At 45.7% G+C, this 13,357-nt stretch carries 17 protein-coding genes; 12 read left to right on the top strand and 5 right to left on the bottom strand.

Annotation, left to right across the window (positions count from 1 at the left end):
• The first annotated feature begins 761 nt into the window (after positions 1-761).
• The gene (locus BACSA_RS19895) at positions 762-1,055 is read left to right on the top strand and encodes a hypothetical protein (protein ID WP_144005216.1); all 294 of its coding nucleotides are present in this window, start codon (positions 762-764) and stop codon (positions 1,053-1,055) included.
• Here BACSA_RS19895 and BACSA_RS10380 read toward each other — a convergent pair.
• Both BACSA_RS10380 and BACSA_RS10375 read right to left on the bottom strand, forming a co-directional pair.
• Positions 1,052-2,857 carry a MutS family DNA mismatch repair protein gene (locus BACSA_RS10380; protein WP_041584357.1) on the bottom strand — a complete coding sequence of 602 codons (1,806 nt, stop codon included), beginning with the start codon at positions 2,855-2,857 and terminating at the stop codon, positions 1,052-1,054. The two genes, BACSA_RS19895 and BACSA_RS10380, sit on opposite strands and share 4 nt — an antisense overlap.
• A gap of 192 nt (positions 2,858-3,049) precedes the next feature.
• Positions 3,050-4,333 (bottom strand): O-acetylhomoserine aminocarboxypropyltransferase/cysteine synthase family protein, encoded by a 1,284-nt coding sequence (locus tag BACSA_RS10375; RefSeq protein ID WP_013618060.1) that lies wholly within the window; start codon positions 4,331-4,333, stop codon positions 3,050-3,052.
• Between the two features lie 119 nt (positions 4,334-4,452).
• Between BACSA_RS10375 and BACSA_RS10370 the strand changes: the two genes are divergently transcribed.
• The 11 genes from BACSA_RS10370 (at position 4,453) to BACSA_RS10320 (ending at position 12,653) form a co-directional block, all read left to right on the top strand.
• Positions 4,453-4,899, top strand: a complete 447-nt coding sequence (locus BACSA_RS10370; protein WP_013618059.1) for an acyl-CoA thioesterase — start codon at positions 4,453-4,455, stop codon at positions 4,897-4,899.
• A 317-nt stretch (positions 4,900-5,216) separates the two neighbouring features.
• Positions 5,217-5,996 carry a pyrroline-5-carboxylate reductase gene (gene proC, locus BACSA_RS10365; protein WP_262501258.1) on the top strand — a complete coding sequence of 260 codons (780 nt, stop codon included), beginning with the start codon at positions 5,217-5,219 and terminating at the stop codon, positions 5,994-5,996.
• 19 nt (positions 5,997-6,015) lie between these two features.
• On the top strand, positions 6,016-6,240 hold the full coding sequence (locus tag BACSA_RS10360) for a hypothetical protein (protein WP_041583991.1): 225 nt from the start codon (positions 6,016-6,018) through the stop codon (positions 6,238-6,240).
• Positions 6,241-6,296: 56 nt separating this feature from the next.
• Positions 6,297-7,244, top strand: a complete 948-nt coding sequence (locus BACSA_RS10355; RefSeq protein ID WP_013618056.1) for an acyltransferase family protein — start codon at positions 6,297-6,299, stop codon at positions 7,242-7,244.
• Positions 7,245-7,333: 89 nt separating this feature from the next.
• Entirely contained in the window at positions 7,334-7,819 is a 486-nt protein-coding gene (locus BACSA_RS10350) for a ferritin (RefSeq protein ID WP_013618055.1), read from the top strand.
• 101 nt (positions 7,820-7,920) lie between these two features.
• A complete protein-coding gene (locus tag BACSA_RS10345) occupies positions 7,921-8,607 on the top strand; it encodes an O-methyltransferase (RefSeq protein WP_013618054.1) in 687 nt (228 codons plus the stop codon).
• 9 nt (positions 8,608-8,616) lie between these two features.
• Positions 8,617-9,189, top strand: coding sequence for a cob(I)yrinic acid a,c-diamide adenosyltransferase (locus BACSA_RS10340; RefSeq protein WP_013618053.1), 573 nt, complete (start codon positions 8,617-8,619; stop codon positions 9,187-9,189).
• 64 nt (positions 9,190-9,253) lie between these two features.
• Positions 9,254-9,475 (top strand): DUF2795 domain-containing protein, encoded by a 222-nt coding sequence (locus BACSA_RS10335; RefSeq protein ID WP_013618052.1) that lies wholly within the window; start codon positions 9,254-9,256, stop codon positions 9,473-9,475.
• Positions 9,476-10,000: 525 nt separating this feature from the next.
• Positions 10,001-10,912 carry a DNA adenine methylase gene (locus BACSA_RS10330; protein WP_013618051.1) on the top strand — a complete coding sequence of 304 codons (912 nt, stop codon included), beginning with the start codon at positions 10,001-10,003 and terminating at the stop codon, positions 10,910-10,912.
• Position 10,913: 1 nt separating this feature from the next.
• Entirely contained in the window at positions 10,914-11,771 is an 858-nt protein-coding gene (locus BACSA_RS10325; RefSeq protein ID WP_041584356.1) for a type II restriction endonuclease, read from the top strand.
• Positions 11,772-12,653, top strand: a complete 882-nt coding sequence (locus BACSA_RS10320) for a DNA-methyltransferase (protein ID WP_013618049.1) — start codon at positions 11,772-11,774, stop codon at positions 12,651-12,653.
• On the opposite strand, the gene BACSA_RS19890 is transcribed toward BACSA_RS10320, so the two are convergent.
• From BACSA_RS19890 to BACSA_RS10310, 3 genes are read right to left on the bottom strand one after another with little or no spacing between them, the layout of a single operon-like run.
• Positions 12,650-12,961: a hypothetical protein gene (locus BACSA_RS19890; protein WP_144005215.1), complete on the bottom strand. Its 312-nt coding sequence runs from the start codon at positions 12,959-12,961 to the stop codon at positions 12,650-12,652. The two genes, BACSA_RS10320 and BACSA_RS19890, sit on opposite strands and share 4 nt — an antisense overlap.
• Before the next feature lie 23 nt (positions 12,962-12,984).
• Positions 12,985-13,209 carry a hypothetical protein gene (locus BACSA_RS10315; protein WP_013618048.1) on the bottom strand — a complete coding sequence of 75 codons (225 nt, stop codon included), beginning with the start codon at positions 13,207-13,209 and terminating at the stop codon, positions 12,985-12,987.
• A gap of 13 nt (positions 13,210-13,222) precedes the next feature.
• A complete protein-coding gene (locus tag BACSA_RS10310; RefSeq protein WP_144005214.1) occupies positions 13,223-13,357 on the bottom strand; it encodes a helix-turn-helix domain-containing protein in 135 nt (44 codons plus the stop codon).

Here is a 13,357-nt window from a genome sequence, read left to right as displayed (position 1 = left end):
TGTATGTAGAGACGATGTGCACATCGTCTCTACTTCTGCGTCGGGAATAATACTAATGTGTTAAGAGCTTCATTTATATGTATCTACGGATAAGATTAGGTTTCAAAGAAGTTTATATATGCTGAAACTATAGTTTTGGTATGCTGAAACTTTAGTTTCAAGGTGCTGAAACTGTAGTTTCAGTATATCTAAACTGTGGGTGAAACTGCTCTGTGCCGGCAAAGCGGATGTATGCGCAGTTGCGAACATAAGTGATACGCCTGACTCACTTATGTGGAACGTCCGAGTTACTTATGTTAAACGGCCTACTCACTTATGTTCGTCAAAACGCATGCTTGAATAATTTTAATGAATGTCCCATGTTGCCAAATTGCCTGTAGGGGCGTATCGCATACGCCCGAAAGCGTTCACGTGGATAAGTTGGTGCATCCGGGCGTATGCGATACGCCCCTACATTGGCTGTTTGCGGTATTCAATATAATTTTTCGCAAACCAATTTTGTTTTACTATATATAGAAGGGGATAAGCTTGTTTCCAGCTTTCTTTCCAATTCGAACGCTTATAATTTAGGAGGCAGGCTTGCACTTTCCTACAAGTTTTCGGATCATCTGCGTGCTAAATTTACAGGGCAATATTTAAATGTTCATGTAACGGAACCTTCCATGAACCAGAACGGTTTTCTTGGGGTCTTAGATGTAAACTATTTCTTAAAGGATTTCGCATTTAATCTTTATGGGCGTACTGCTTCTAAGCGATTGGATATGTATTCATTGGTAACGGTTAAGAAGCCGGCTTCTTACGGCGTATCCGTAAGCTGGAGCCACAAAGGCTGGTATTTGGAAGCCGGAACGGAAAACCCGTTTACGAAACATGCCCGATACAAGGAACATGCCGATTACGGCGTTTACAAGTACAACCAAGTGCAGACCAGCCGCATCAATCAGCAAACGGGATACGTGAAAGTGGCTTATACTTTCGACTTCGGTCGTAAGACCTCACGGGATAAGAACGATGTGGACCGGAACATCAATAGCGCGATTATGAAAGTGGATTAGTCTCCCCCGTCAATCGTAATCCCCATCTTCTTCATCAGGAAGCAGGCGTTCATGTTCTGTGCTACTCCTTCACGCAGGCGGTAGGAGAAGATCAGTTCGTTGTCCTTGATATCCGCTTCGAAGCAATAATTGCGGATGTGTTGGGGGAACTGGTCGGCAAGTGTGCCCAATAGCAGGTCGTGCGTGGCGATGATGCCGTCGGCATTCAGGCGCATGAACTGGCGGATAAGGTCGAGCGAGCCTTTCTGCTTGTCGGCTGAGTTGGTACCTTTCAGTATCTCGTCGAGGATGATGAAGAGTTCCTGTCCTTCGTTCAGCAAGTCGATGATGCGTTTCAGGCGTTTCAGCTCGGCAAAGAAATAAGATTCGTTGTCTGAGAGTGAGTCGGTGGTGCGCAGGCTGGTGATGAGTTGCGCCGGATAAAGCGTCAGGCTTTCGCAACACACGGGGCAGCCCATGCATGCCAGCAGGTAGTTGACGCCTATGGTGCGCAGGTAGGTGCTCTTTCCCGCCATATTGGCGCCGGTGATGATGAGGAAGAAGGGGCGCGAGGGGATGGCGGCATCATTCTTCACGCATTGGGCTTCGGGCATGAGCGGATGTCCCATGTTGCGGGCAAGGAAACAGAACGGCTGATTGGTAATTGTCGGATAGGTGTATGCCGGATGATTATAGGCAAAGGTGCCGAGCGAGCAGAGTGCGTCCAGTTCGCCTACGGCTTCCAGCCAGCCCATGAGGTATTTCCCATAGCGTGCCTTCCAGCGTTCGATGCGCACGATTTGCCGGAGCTGGAAGAACATGCTTCCCTCTAAGATGACATACAGGAGCTGATTGTTGCGCAGGTCGAGGCGGTCGAGCTCCTTCGAGAGTTGCGTCAGGGCTTCGGCGGGAGAATGTCCGTCGATGTCCAGCTTGTCGGTCAGTTCACGCAGGGCAGGGGCTTGCCACGTTTCCCCTTTGGCAAGGGTTATCAGTTTGGCATAACGGTTCAGGGTTTTCAGCTTCTTTCCGTAGCTTTCCTGTATCAGGGTTACCCGCTGGATAAGCGCGAAGCTGAGGATGACGAAGATGGTAAACATCATGCCGAACCAGCTGAGCGAAAGGATATGCAGCAATCCGAGCGCAAGCAGCAGGATATTGATGCCGGGTACAGCCCAAAGGCAGAGTTTTACCCACCACAGGTGTTGCAGGACAGAAGGAGTCCGGCTCCAGCGGCTTATCTCTTCTTCATCGGAATCCGCACTGCGGTTGATGGAACCGGTCACACGGAATGCTTCGCGGAACTCCATCCGCCGGCTCATGTCGCGGATGCTTTCCTGGCGGGTTTCAATAGCGGCTTTCTCCGTCAGGTGATGCCGCATCCATGCGGCAAGGGTTTGTTTCCCGATATGTGTGCAGGTACGTCCGAGGGCTTGGAAGAGCGATTTGCGTCCGAAGAGGTCGAGGTCGTACGAGTAGGGATGTCCGGGGTTGATGAACTCCCGTCCTTCATCGAAAGCCGAATAGTCGCCTTCCAATCCTTTCAGTTCATCTTGATTCAGCTTGAGTTGGGTTTCTAATTGTTCCTTGCGGAAATAAAGCCGGTTGTGTACTTTTACCAGAATGAAGAAAGGCAGGAACGTGCAGCACACGGTGAGCACTACCGCCCACGTGCCGGCGCGATAGAACAAAATCAGTCCGGCAAAGCCTGCCACAAAGAGCAGGACACGCAGCAGGCTGATGCGGTTAATCTGTGCTTTGGTCTGGGAAAGTTGTCGTGAAGTTTCGTCTATGCGTTGGGTGTACCAAGTGTTCGGAGCCATGGGGTGAATGAAGAATTTTTTGAATGAAGAATTAAGAATGAAGAATCTTTTCTCGCTTTGTTTGTCACGCCGGATTGCAAATCCGGTGATAAGAAGTAATGTCATCCTGAGCAAAGCGAAGGATCTCGTGTACATCCGCTTCTGTTTTCGAGATCCTTCGCTCACGCTCAGGATGACAAAATAAAAGTTCATTTAAATACTTTGCAATGCCTGTTCAAGGTCGGCAATGATATCGTCTACGTTCTCGATGCCTACCGAAAGGCGGATCAGGTCGGGAGCTACGCCGGCTTCGATAAGTTGCTCATCGCTCAGCTGGCGGTGGGTATGGCTTGCCGGATGGAGCACGCAGGTACGGGCATCGGCTACGTGGGTCACGATGCAAGCCAGCTTCAGGCTGTCCATGAACTTCACGGCATCCTCGCGTGTTCCTTTCAGACCGAAAGCAATAACGCCGCACGAACCGTTGGGAAGGTATTTCTGTGCCAGCTCATAATACTTGTTACTCTTCAAACCGCAATAATGCACCCATTTCACCTTCGGGTTGGCTTCCAACCATTCGGCTACCTTCTGGGCGTTGGCGCAATGGCGGGGTACACGCAAGTGCAAGGTTTCCAGTCCTAAGTTGAGCAGGAAAGCGTTCATAGGCGAAGGGATTGAGCCTAAGTCGCGCATGAGCTGGGCGGTTATCTTGGTGATGTATGCCATTTTGCCGAAAGCTGTGGCATAGGTCAGCCCGTGATATGATTCATCAGGTGTGGTCAAGCCGGGAAATTTGTCGGCGTGTGCCATCCAGTCGAAGTTGCCGCTATCTACCACTACGCCGCCCACGCTGGTGGCATGACCGTCCATGTATTTCGTTGTAGAATGGGTTACGATGTCGGCTCCCCATTCAAAGGGACGGCAATTGATGGGAGTAGCGAAGGTATTGTCTACGATAAGAGGTACCCCGTGCTTATGGGCAATGCGTGCGAACTTCTCGATATCGAGCACATTGATGCTGGGATTTGAGATGGTTTCACCGAACATACATTTGGTATTGGGCTGGAAAGCCTTGTCGATTTCTTCTTCGGGTGCATCGGCATCGATGAAGGTACATTCAATGCCCAGCTTCTTCAGGGTAACGCCGAAGAGGTTGAATGTGCCTCCATAAATGGTGGACGAGCAGACGATATGGTCGCCTGCCTCACAGATGTTGAACACGGCATAGAAATTAGCTGCCTGTCCTGATGAAGTAAGAATAGCGCCTACACCGCCTTCCAGTGCGGCAATCTTAGCGGCTACAGCATCGTTGGTGGGATTCTGCAGACGGGTATAGAAATATCCGGTATCTTTCAGGTCGAACAGGCGTGCCATTTGGTCGCTGTCATCGTATTTAAAGGTAGTGCTTTGATAGATGGGCACTACACGCGGCTCTCCGTTCTTGGGAGTCCACCCTGCCTGTACGCAGAGGGTTTCTTTGCTTAATTTCTGTTCCATTATTTATGTCTATTAGTTGATTTCATTGCATTGTGCGCAAAAATAAGAAATAAATGCTGCACTTGTTGCGTTTTACGGAAAAAAAGATATATATTTGAGGTGAACAAAGTTTAAATGATATGGCAACAGAACTTACATACAGGCATGTGATGCCGGTGCAGATTCGTTTTAGTGATGTCGACCAGTATGGTCACATGAACAATTCGTCGTATTTCTCCATTTACGATTTGGCGAAGACTTCGTACATGCGCGAGGTGTTTGGAGACCAGAACTGGAATGATGTAGGCATTGTGGTGGCAAATATCAATGCAGATTTTCTGGCTCCGGTGTTTTTCTCGGACGAGTTGTATATCGAGACTACGGTGGTTCACTTGGGACATAAGAGCTTTACCCTGCTCCAACGTGCCGTCAACAAGGCAAGCGGGGTATTGAAGTGCCAGTGCCGCACGGTGATGGTAGGCTATGATATGGCAACGAAAGAGCCGGTAGAGCTGCCCGATTCGTTCAAGCAGACCATTTGCGAGTATGAAGGAAAGTCGTTGGAGGAACTTTCGAAACCATTATAAATAGATTTGATAATGTGGGGAAACGCAGATTTCCGCAGATTAACACGGATTGAAATTGGGTTTCATTAGAAGCTGTTTTGAATTTCTCCAAAAAGTTTTTTTGGCTTGATGTATCCGTTTTCGTGTGTGCTTTGGGCGATTTTTTGGTCCTTTTCGCTCCTGTTCTTCGTCAGATAGCCCGCTATCTTCCTCATCACACAAGCGAAAATGCCTCAAAAACTCATCCCAAATCATCGCACGATAAATTCAAAACAGCTTCTAGCTATTGAATAAAAAATATCTGCGGAAATCTGTGTGAATCTGCGTTTCTAAAAAGAATAACAGACATGAAAGTAGCAATTATCGGAGCCGGCAATATGGGCGGAGCAATCGCCCGCGGATTGGCTCAAGGACATTATGTACAGGAACAAGACATTCTTGTGACCAATCCCAGCACACCGAAGCTGGAGCGCCTGAAGGCGGACTTTCCCGGCATCCGGGTGAGCACGAACAACCGCGAAGCCTCGGATGCCGATGTGGTAATCGTGGCGGTAAAGCCCTGGAAAGTAGAAGAGGTGCTGAAGCCTTTGCGCTTGCGCCAGCCTCAGATACTGGTCTCGGTTGCCGCCGGGTTGACTTTCGAGAACCTTGCCCACTTTGTCGAGCCGGAGATGCCGATGTTTCGGGTAATCCCGAATACCGCCATATCCGAGAGGGCAAGCATGACGCTGATAGCCGCGCGGAACGCTTCGGACCATCAGGTGCAGACGATGCTGGACCTGTTCAACGAGATGGGGCTTGCCATGCTGATAGAAGAAAAGCAGTTCGCGGCTGCCACCTCGCTCACCTCGTGCGGCATCGCTTACGTGCTGAAGTATGTGCAGGCCGCCATGCAGGCGGGGGTAGAGCTGGGCATCCGTCCGAAAGACGCGATGAAGATGGTGGCTCAGACCGTTGAGGGAGCCGCAAGGCTGTTGCTCGCCAACGAAGACACGCATCCTGCGCTGGAGATTGAGAAGGTCACCACACCGGGCGGCATTACGATTAAAGGTGTCAACTCGTTGGAGCACGACGGGTTTACCTCGGTGGTGATAAAGGCGATTAAGGCAAGTATGTGATTTTAGGCATTGAATAAACATGAGAAATAACATCCTGATAACCATGGCTCTGTTGATTCTTGTCGGGCTTGCCGTGCAGGGATTGCTGGGGATAGCCGCCGGGATATTGGTATCGGCGGTTATCGGCATTGTGTATGGGGCGGTGACGAAGAAGAAACTGTTCATCAAGTGGTCGGTGGTGGCATTGGTCATTGATTTGGTTTGTATCATCGCTTTCTATTTCCGGCTGGTGCAAGTCATGTAGGTGCAGGAGCTGATGCAAATAAGTGCGGAAAGGATTCCAACTAAATGGAAAAAGCCATGAACAAGCGGGTCGCGGAAATCGATTACCTGAAGTGCGTGTTCATCCTATTGATGATTGCGTTTCATCTGGTTTTCTTCAGCGATAAATATCCGTGGGTGAAGCAATGGGTCTATACGTTCCACATGCCCGCTTTCCTGATTCTTTCGGGGTATCTGATGCGCATCGAGAAGCGTCCGGACGAGTTCGGGCGGATGATGGTGTGGGTTCTGATACCTTATTTAATTATGGAGGCGGGGTATGTCGTCCTGTCGGCTGTCCTGCCGGTACGCGAGAAGGTGGACGGGCTGAGCGTCGGGCTGCTCTTGGATAAGTTGTGCCTGCACCCGATGGGACCTTACTGGTATCTGCATACCTTCATGCTTTGCGGAGTGGCCTATTATGGCGTGTTTCATCCGCGAGGCAAACCGGGCGTGGTGTCCCGTCTGATTGTATTGGGCGTATGTTATGCCATTTTGGCTGAGTGTTTCCGGGTGGTGTCGTTGCCCAATGCGCTTTATTTCCTGGCGGGAGTTGCCGTCCGGCGTGGGGGCGTGGAGTTTACTTCGTTCTTCCGTCCTTCTTTCTGGGCGATTGTGCCTTTGGTGTGGTTGAGTGCCGATGCGGCTAATCTCGACCGTTTTACGTTGGGAGGGGCGGCTATCGTTTATCTGATAATCAGCCTGCTTCTGAGCGTTTATCCGGCTTTGCCCCAAAAGGTGAAGGGGGGTGCCTCGTATGTAGGCTCGCACACCTTAATCTTATTGGTGTTTTCTCCGGTGTTCACCATGCTGTCCAAAGCGCTGGTCCCTCTCCTTGCTTTCGACCCTTCGGGGCTGGTGTTCCTGATGGTGGCGTTGGGGATAACGGTTTGCGGCTCGTTCGGATTGGCATGGTGTCTGGACCGCTTGCATCTTTCTCCTTATTTCTGGGGAAAGGAACGGATGCTTCAGCCTTTCCGGACGTGACAAATTGGCATAGTTGCCGTGTGGCACTCCTTTTGTAGGAAGATAACCAGATTTGAATCTAAAATATAACTCATTAAAATATTACGACTATGATTTCAGAAAAATTACAAAACGCGATGAACGAGCAGATCACGGCAGAGATGTGGTCTTCTAACTTGTATCTTTCAATGTCTTTCTATTTGCAGAAAGAAGGGTTCGACGGTTTCGCTCATTGGATGCGCAAACAGTCTCAGGAAGAATTGCAGCACGCATACGATCTGGCAGACTACATCGCAAAGCGTGGCGGTGCGGCAAAGGTAGACAAAATTGATGTGGTTCCGCAAGGTTGGGGAAGCGTACTGGAAGTGTTCGAACATGTGTACAATCATGAATGCCATGTCTCTGAACTGATTGACAACCTGGTAAATGTCGCTTCGGGCGAGAAAGACAAGGCTTCTCAAGATTTCTTGTGGGGATATGTCCGCGAACAAGTGGAAGAGGAAGCTACGGCTCAAGGCATCGTTGACAAGCTGAAGAAATGCAGTGACTATGCCGGCATCTTGTATTTGAACGATAAACTGGGTGCACGCGAATAAGTCCGTGTGAACGAAAACTGGCGGACATAGAGGCGCAAGGGCATAGGGATTGATGAACGTTTCCATGCCTTTGCGCCTTTGCCTTTTTACAAGCGTTTTGTATGATAAGAAGAGACCTGTTCTTGCGGATAGCCAACTGGTGCATGCGTTTCCGGCACCGGCGGGGGTATGGCGTGCATTCGCCGTCCGACTTTTTCCTGATAACGTTTGTCGTGTACGAAGATATGCCTTATTATCCTTTTCTGTCCTTGCATTATCTTCGGGAAGACTTGGAATACCTTCCGCATTACCGGGAGAAAACCGATAAATTTCTGTTCCGGCTCGCCAATTATTGGCAGCCCGCTTCGATGCTGGAAATAGGGACGGGAAGCGGTTTGCAGGCCCGCTATCTGGCAGAAGCCAAGCGGGCACCCTTGCTTACCTTGGATGACGGGCAGGCGAAGCCGGAGGTGGCAAAGTTTCTTTCGGGTTGCAAAAACGTGGCTTATGAAGGCGGAAACATCCTTCGCCTGCTGGATGAGGCTTTGGCTGGACGTGAGTACCCGGAACTGGTCCATATCGGACATACACCTTATTATAAAGAGGCGTTCGAGCGTCTGCTTCCTCAGGTGACGGAACGTACGTGCATGATTATAGGTTCGCCCTATGCCACACGTGAAAAGAAGCAATGGTGGAAGCGCGTGATTGCAGATCCGCGTACAGGAGTCACGTTTGATTTGTATGACGTTGGCCTGGTCTTTTTCGATAAGAAACGGGTGAAGGAACATCGTATTGTCAATTTCTTTTAAAGCAAGAGTATGAAAAAAAGCTTGATTTATACACGTACGGGAGACAAAGGAACGACTTCGCTCGTAGGCGGGGTCCGTGTGCCGAAAACCCACATCCGGCTGGAAGCCTATGGGACAGTTGATGAACTGAATGCGCAAATCGGGTGCTTGATTTCCCTGATGGAAGACGGAGAGCATAAGGAGACGCTGAAGTTCGTACAGCATAAGCTTTTCACGTTGGGCTCTTATCTGGCTACTGATGCCTCGAAGACGGATTTGCATGCCGTAAGCCATATTTTGCCGGAGCACGTAGCACGCTTGGAGCAAGCCATTGATGAGGCGGATGCCTCTTTGCCTGAGTTGCATGCGTTTATCTTGCCCGGAGGCTCGCTTTCCGCTTCGGTATGCCATGTATGCCGCACCGTATGCCGGCGGGCCGAGCGGCGTATTTTAGCTTTGGAAGAGGCAGGTGCGGAATGTGAAATAGATGAAAATGTGAAGCAATTTGTCAACCGTTTATCCGATTATTTGTTCATTCTATCCAGAAAATTAAATCAATTAACACAGCACGATGAAATTTATTGGGATAAGAGTTGCAAATGAGATAATTTGTTATACTTTTGTGGCTCAATAATACGAATGTAAAACTTTATAAACTTAGAATACTATGTATTGGACATTAGAATTGGCATCAAAGTTGGAAGATGCGCCATGGCCTGCTACAAAGGATGAGCTGATTGATTACGCAATGCGTTCGGGAGCTCCGATGGAAGTAATTGAAAATTTGCAAGAAATGGAGGACGAGGGTGAGATATACGAAAGCATCGAAGATATTTGGCCCGATTATCCCAGCAAGGAAGACTTCTTCTTCAACGAGGACGAGTATTAAGCCTCAAATCGGCGTAATGTATTGAACAACAAATTGAGAAACAACGGAAGTGGGGATAATGAAAATCCCCACTTTTTCGTTTTACCGCCTTTTGTCGCCTAATAACTGTCCCCAAAATCGTTGTCTTTGCATCGCATATTCCTAAAAAGTGGATAGTAAATTATGGGAAGAGTAAAGGCAAGCAAATTGACGGGCAAGTTTTATTTGTGCAAGGGCAGAAAGCCCGAATAAAATCGTGAGTAGGGGAATATTTCCAGCATCTTTTGATGATTGGAGGTATCCTTGATTAGTTAGTGAAAAAGCGTGCCGTGTGGCTAAATTATAGAATGCTTTCGGTTGCAGAAAATGCATTTTCAACTTCAACACTTGAGACTTGGTGAGAGGCTGGATTAAAACATGCGATCTATTGGATTTCTGTGGTAATACTTTATGAGCATCTTGTTTTATAGTCCCTTTTTGTTGGAGAAATGGACAGTTATCGCTATTTTTGCGTAACGATATACAGAACTTTGATGTTGGAGTTATATGAAAAGGTTATATACATACCCGGCAAAACCATTTGTTAAGTGGGTTGGAGGTAAAACTCAACTCCTTGATGATATAAAAAAAACTCTACCTTGTGATTTTTCACATAGGGCGGAAGTGACTTATGTCGAGCCATTTGTAGGAGGGGGAGCAGTGTTGTTTTGGATTTTACAAGAGTACCCTAATATAACGAGAGCTATAATCAATGATATAAATTCAGAGTTAATCTGCACATATCGTGTAATAAAATCAGATGTTGAAAAGTTAATTGTTGAACTGACGCAGATTCAATCTGAGTATTTTGCACTTGATGAAGTTGCCAGGAAAAATTACTATTTATTGCAACGAGAGCATTTCAACAAAAGAAATAATTCAGATATTGAAACAGCTGCATTATTTATTTTTCTGAATCGGACTTGCTTTAATGGACTATATCGTGTAAATTCTAAGGGACAGTTTAATGTCCCGCATGGGAGATATACAAATCCCAAAATTTGCGATGCAGATACATTGAGAGCGGATTCTGCTATTCTACAACGTGTTGAGATTCTTTGTGGTGATTTTGCACAAACGGGTAAATATGCAGATGAGAATGTCTTGTATTATTTTGACCCACCATATCGCCCTTTAACAGAGACTTCTGCATTTACTTCTTATGCAAAAGATGGTTTTGATGACGCTGAACAGATGCGCTTACGTGATTTTTGCGAGCAGATAGCAACACGCAAATCTTTATTTGTGGCAAGTAATTCAGACCCTCAAAATGTAGATAATGGAGATAATTTCTTTGATCATCTTTACAATAGATTTTCCATTAAACGAGTTTCTGCTGCAAGGATGATCAATTCAAAAGGAAATGGACGCGGAGCAATTTCCGAAATAATGATTTCCAATGTTGCCAATGCTTACTGATATGAGAAACTTTGATACTTGGCTAGCTGGTTTTAGACCTTCTATTGCCGATTATAAATATTACGTTGATTTCGATAAGGTTTTCAATAATGTGGAAGCTATTAAAATTCCACTCAATATCTTGAATTCGCTTATTGGATCTAAGAACATAGAGGATGAATTTAGAAAAATTTTGGTACAATATCCGGAAACTCTAAGATGTATTCCTATCCTTTTAGCCAAGCGTGAGCTTGATATTATGGCTATGGATGAAGAGGGACAGATTGATTTTCATTTTGACAAACCAAATTGCACGAATGAAGATTATGTCAAATTCATGCGAAAGACTGGTCTTTTTGATTTGATGGAGAATCATATTGTCAATAATCTTGTGGATTACGTGACCGGTATAGAAACGGGACTTGACTCTAACGGACGCAAGAATCGTGGTGGCCATCTTATGGAGAATCTTGTGGAGAGCTTTCTTTGTAAAACTGGGCTTGTGAAAGGCGTTGATTATTTCAAAGAAATGTATATCCACGAAATAGAGGCTAAATGGGGAATAGACTTGTCTTCGATTTCCAATAATGGTGGTGCAGAGAAAAGATTTGACTTTGTCGTAAAGGGTGAAAATATCATTTACGGAATAGAGACGAACTTTTATACTAGCAGTGGTTCCAAATTGAATGAAACGGCACGCAGCTACAAAACTATTACCATGGAAACCAAAGATTTGGAATATTTCAAGTTTGTTTGGTTTACTGATGGTTGTGGCTGGCGCAGTGCAAAGAATAATCTGAAAGAAACTTTTGATGTTCTGGAACATCTGTACAATATTGCGGATCTTGAAAATGGAATAATTTCAAAAGCACTTGTTTAAATGCCAACAGCCTACTATAAATCAGATAACAAGGATTTTACTCTTTTGAAAGGAGATTGTATTGAACTGTTGCATTCTTTCGATTTCAAGTTCGATATGATTTTCGCAGATCCTCCATATCATCTATCCAACGGAGGAATCAGTGTTCAAAGTGGCAAAATGGTATCTGTAAATAAAGGTGATTGGGACAGATCAAAAGGCTATGAAGAAGATTATCTGTTTGATAGATCTTGGATTGAAGCCTGTCGGAATAAACTGAAGAGTAATGGCACAATTTGGATAAGTGGAACATATCATAATATTTTTTCCGTAGCCCGGTGCTTGACAGAATTGGGATTCAAGATTCTGAATTGCATTACTTGGGAGAAAACAAATCCCCCGCCAAATCTGTCATGTAAATATTTCACCCACTCGGCAGAATATATCCTTTGGGCACGTAAAGAGCAAAAAGTACCCCATTATTTTAATTATGAACTGATGAAAAAAATTAATGGTGGTACTCAGATGCGTGATGTTTGGCGATTACCAGCAATTGTACGATGGGAAAAATCTTGTGGTAAACATCCTACTCAAAAACCATTGTGTGTTCTTTCTCGTATTATTCAGGCATCGACCCTTCCCAGTGCATGGATTTTAGACCCATTTACAGGTAGCAGTACGACTGGCATTGCTGCCAATCTTTTGGGCCGTCGGTTCCTTGGCATAGACCAAAATGAGGAGTTCCTGAAAATGAGTAAAGCGCGTCGTGAGGAAATTAATGATACCTCAAAACGCACTTTGTATTTGGAAAAACTTCAAAAGCAAGCACAACTATTTGAGGACAAAGAAATCTCTGTTCTCAATGAATCTATAGCACTGTATGGGCAAGATTTACCATTTTAATACTCACGATGCTTAATGGCAAGATTAAGTAAATTTCTGTAATTGATTTTACCATCCATGTAATCGCGTGTCATTTGTAATTGTAGTTTAAACTGATGTGCTCCAGCTGTTTGCTTTTCACAAATGCAGAATAATTCAAGAATTATAGCTATACCATCCATTGAGAATGTGCCAGGAACTTGAACATGAGAATATTTACCTCCTATTACTTTTATAGATTTTGGCGTATATGATGCCCTGTCGGCAACAGAGGAGAAAGGTTTACAGGTGTCATAAAATGTGATAAAATAATCTAGTAACTCTTTCACCTCGTTAGGGTATTTTTGCGCTTTTATGAGCAAATCAACAACCCAGTCAACATGAGGCAACTGAACAGGTCTGCATTGGGATCATTATTGAGATATTTAACACGGAAATCTAATTCAGGATTGTCTCCTCGGCTTCCTTGAAAGATGGCTATTATAGTTCCATCTCCTGTTTTGAATGTGTGTATAGCTTCTGCATATGGCTTCAGTTGAAACATTTTGCCATTTTTATAATAATTTTCGTTGTACATTTTCCAGTTGTTTTTACAGTAATTTTTTAATTTCAATTTTCAGAGCTTTAGCAATTTTCTCAATATTACAGAGAGTGATATTCTTCTCTGCACGTTCTATCATTCCTATGTAAGCATTCGAATAAATGCACCTTTTACCGCCTTTCAT

It is taken from the genome of Phocaeicola salanitronis DSM 18170, assembly GCF_000190575.1.
In the GTDB taxonomy this organism is placed as follows: domain Bacteria; phylum Bacteroidota; class Bacteroidia; order Bacteroidales; family Bacteroidaceae; genus Phocaeicola; species Phocaeicola salanitronis.
This window is presented reverse-complemented; position numbering and strand designations above follow the sequence as displayed.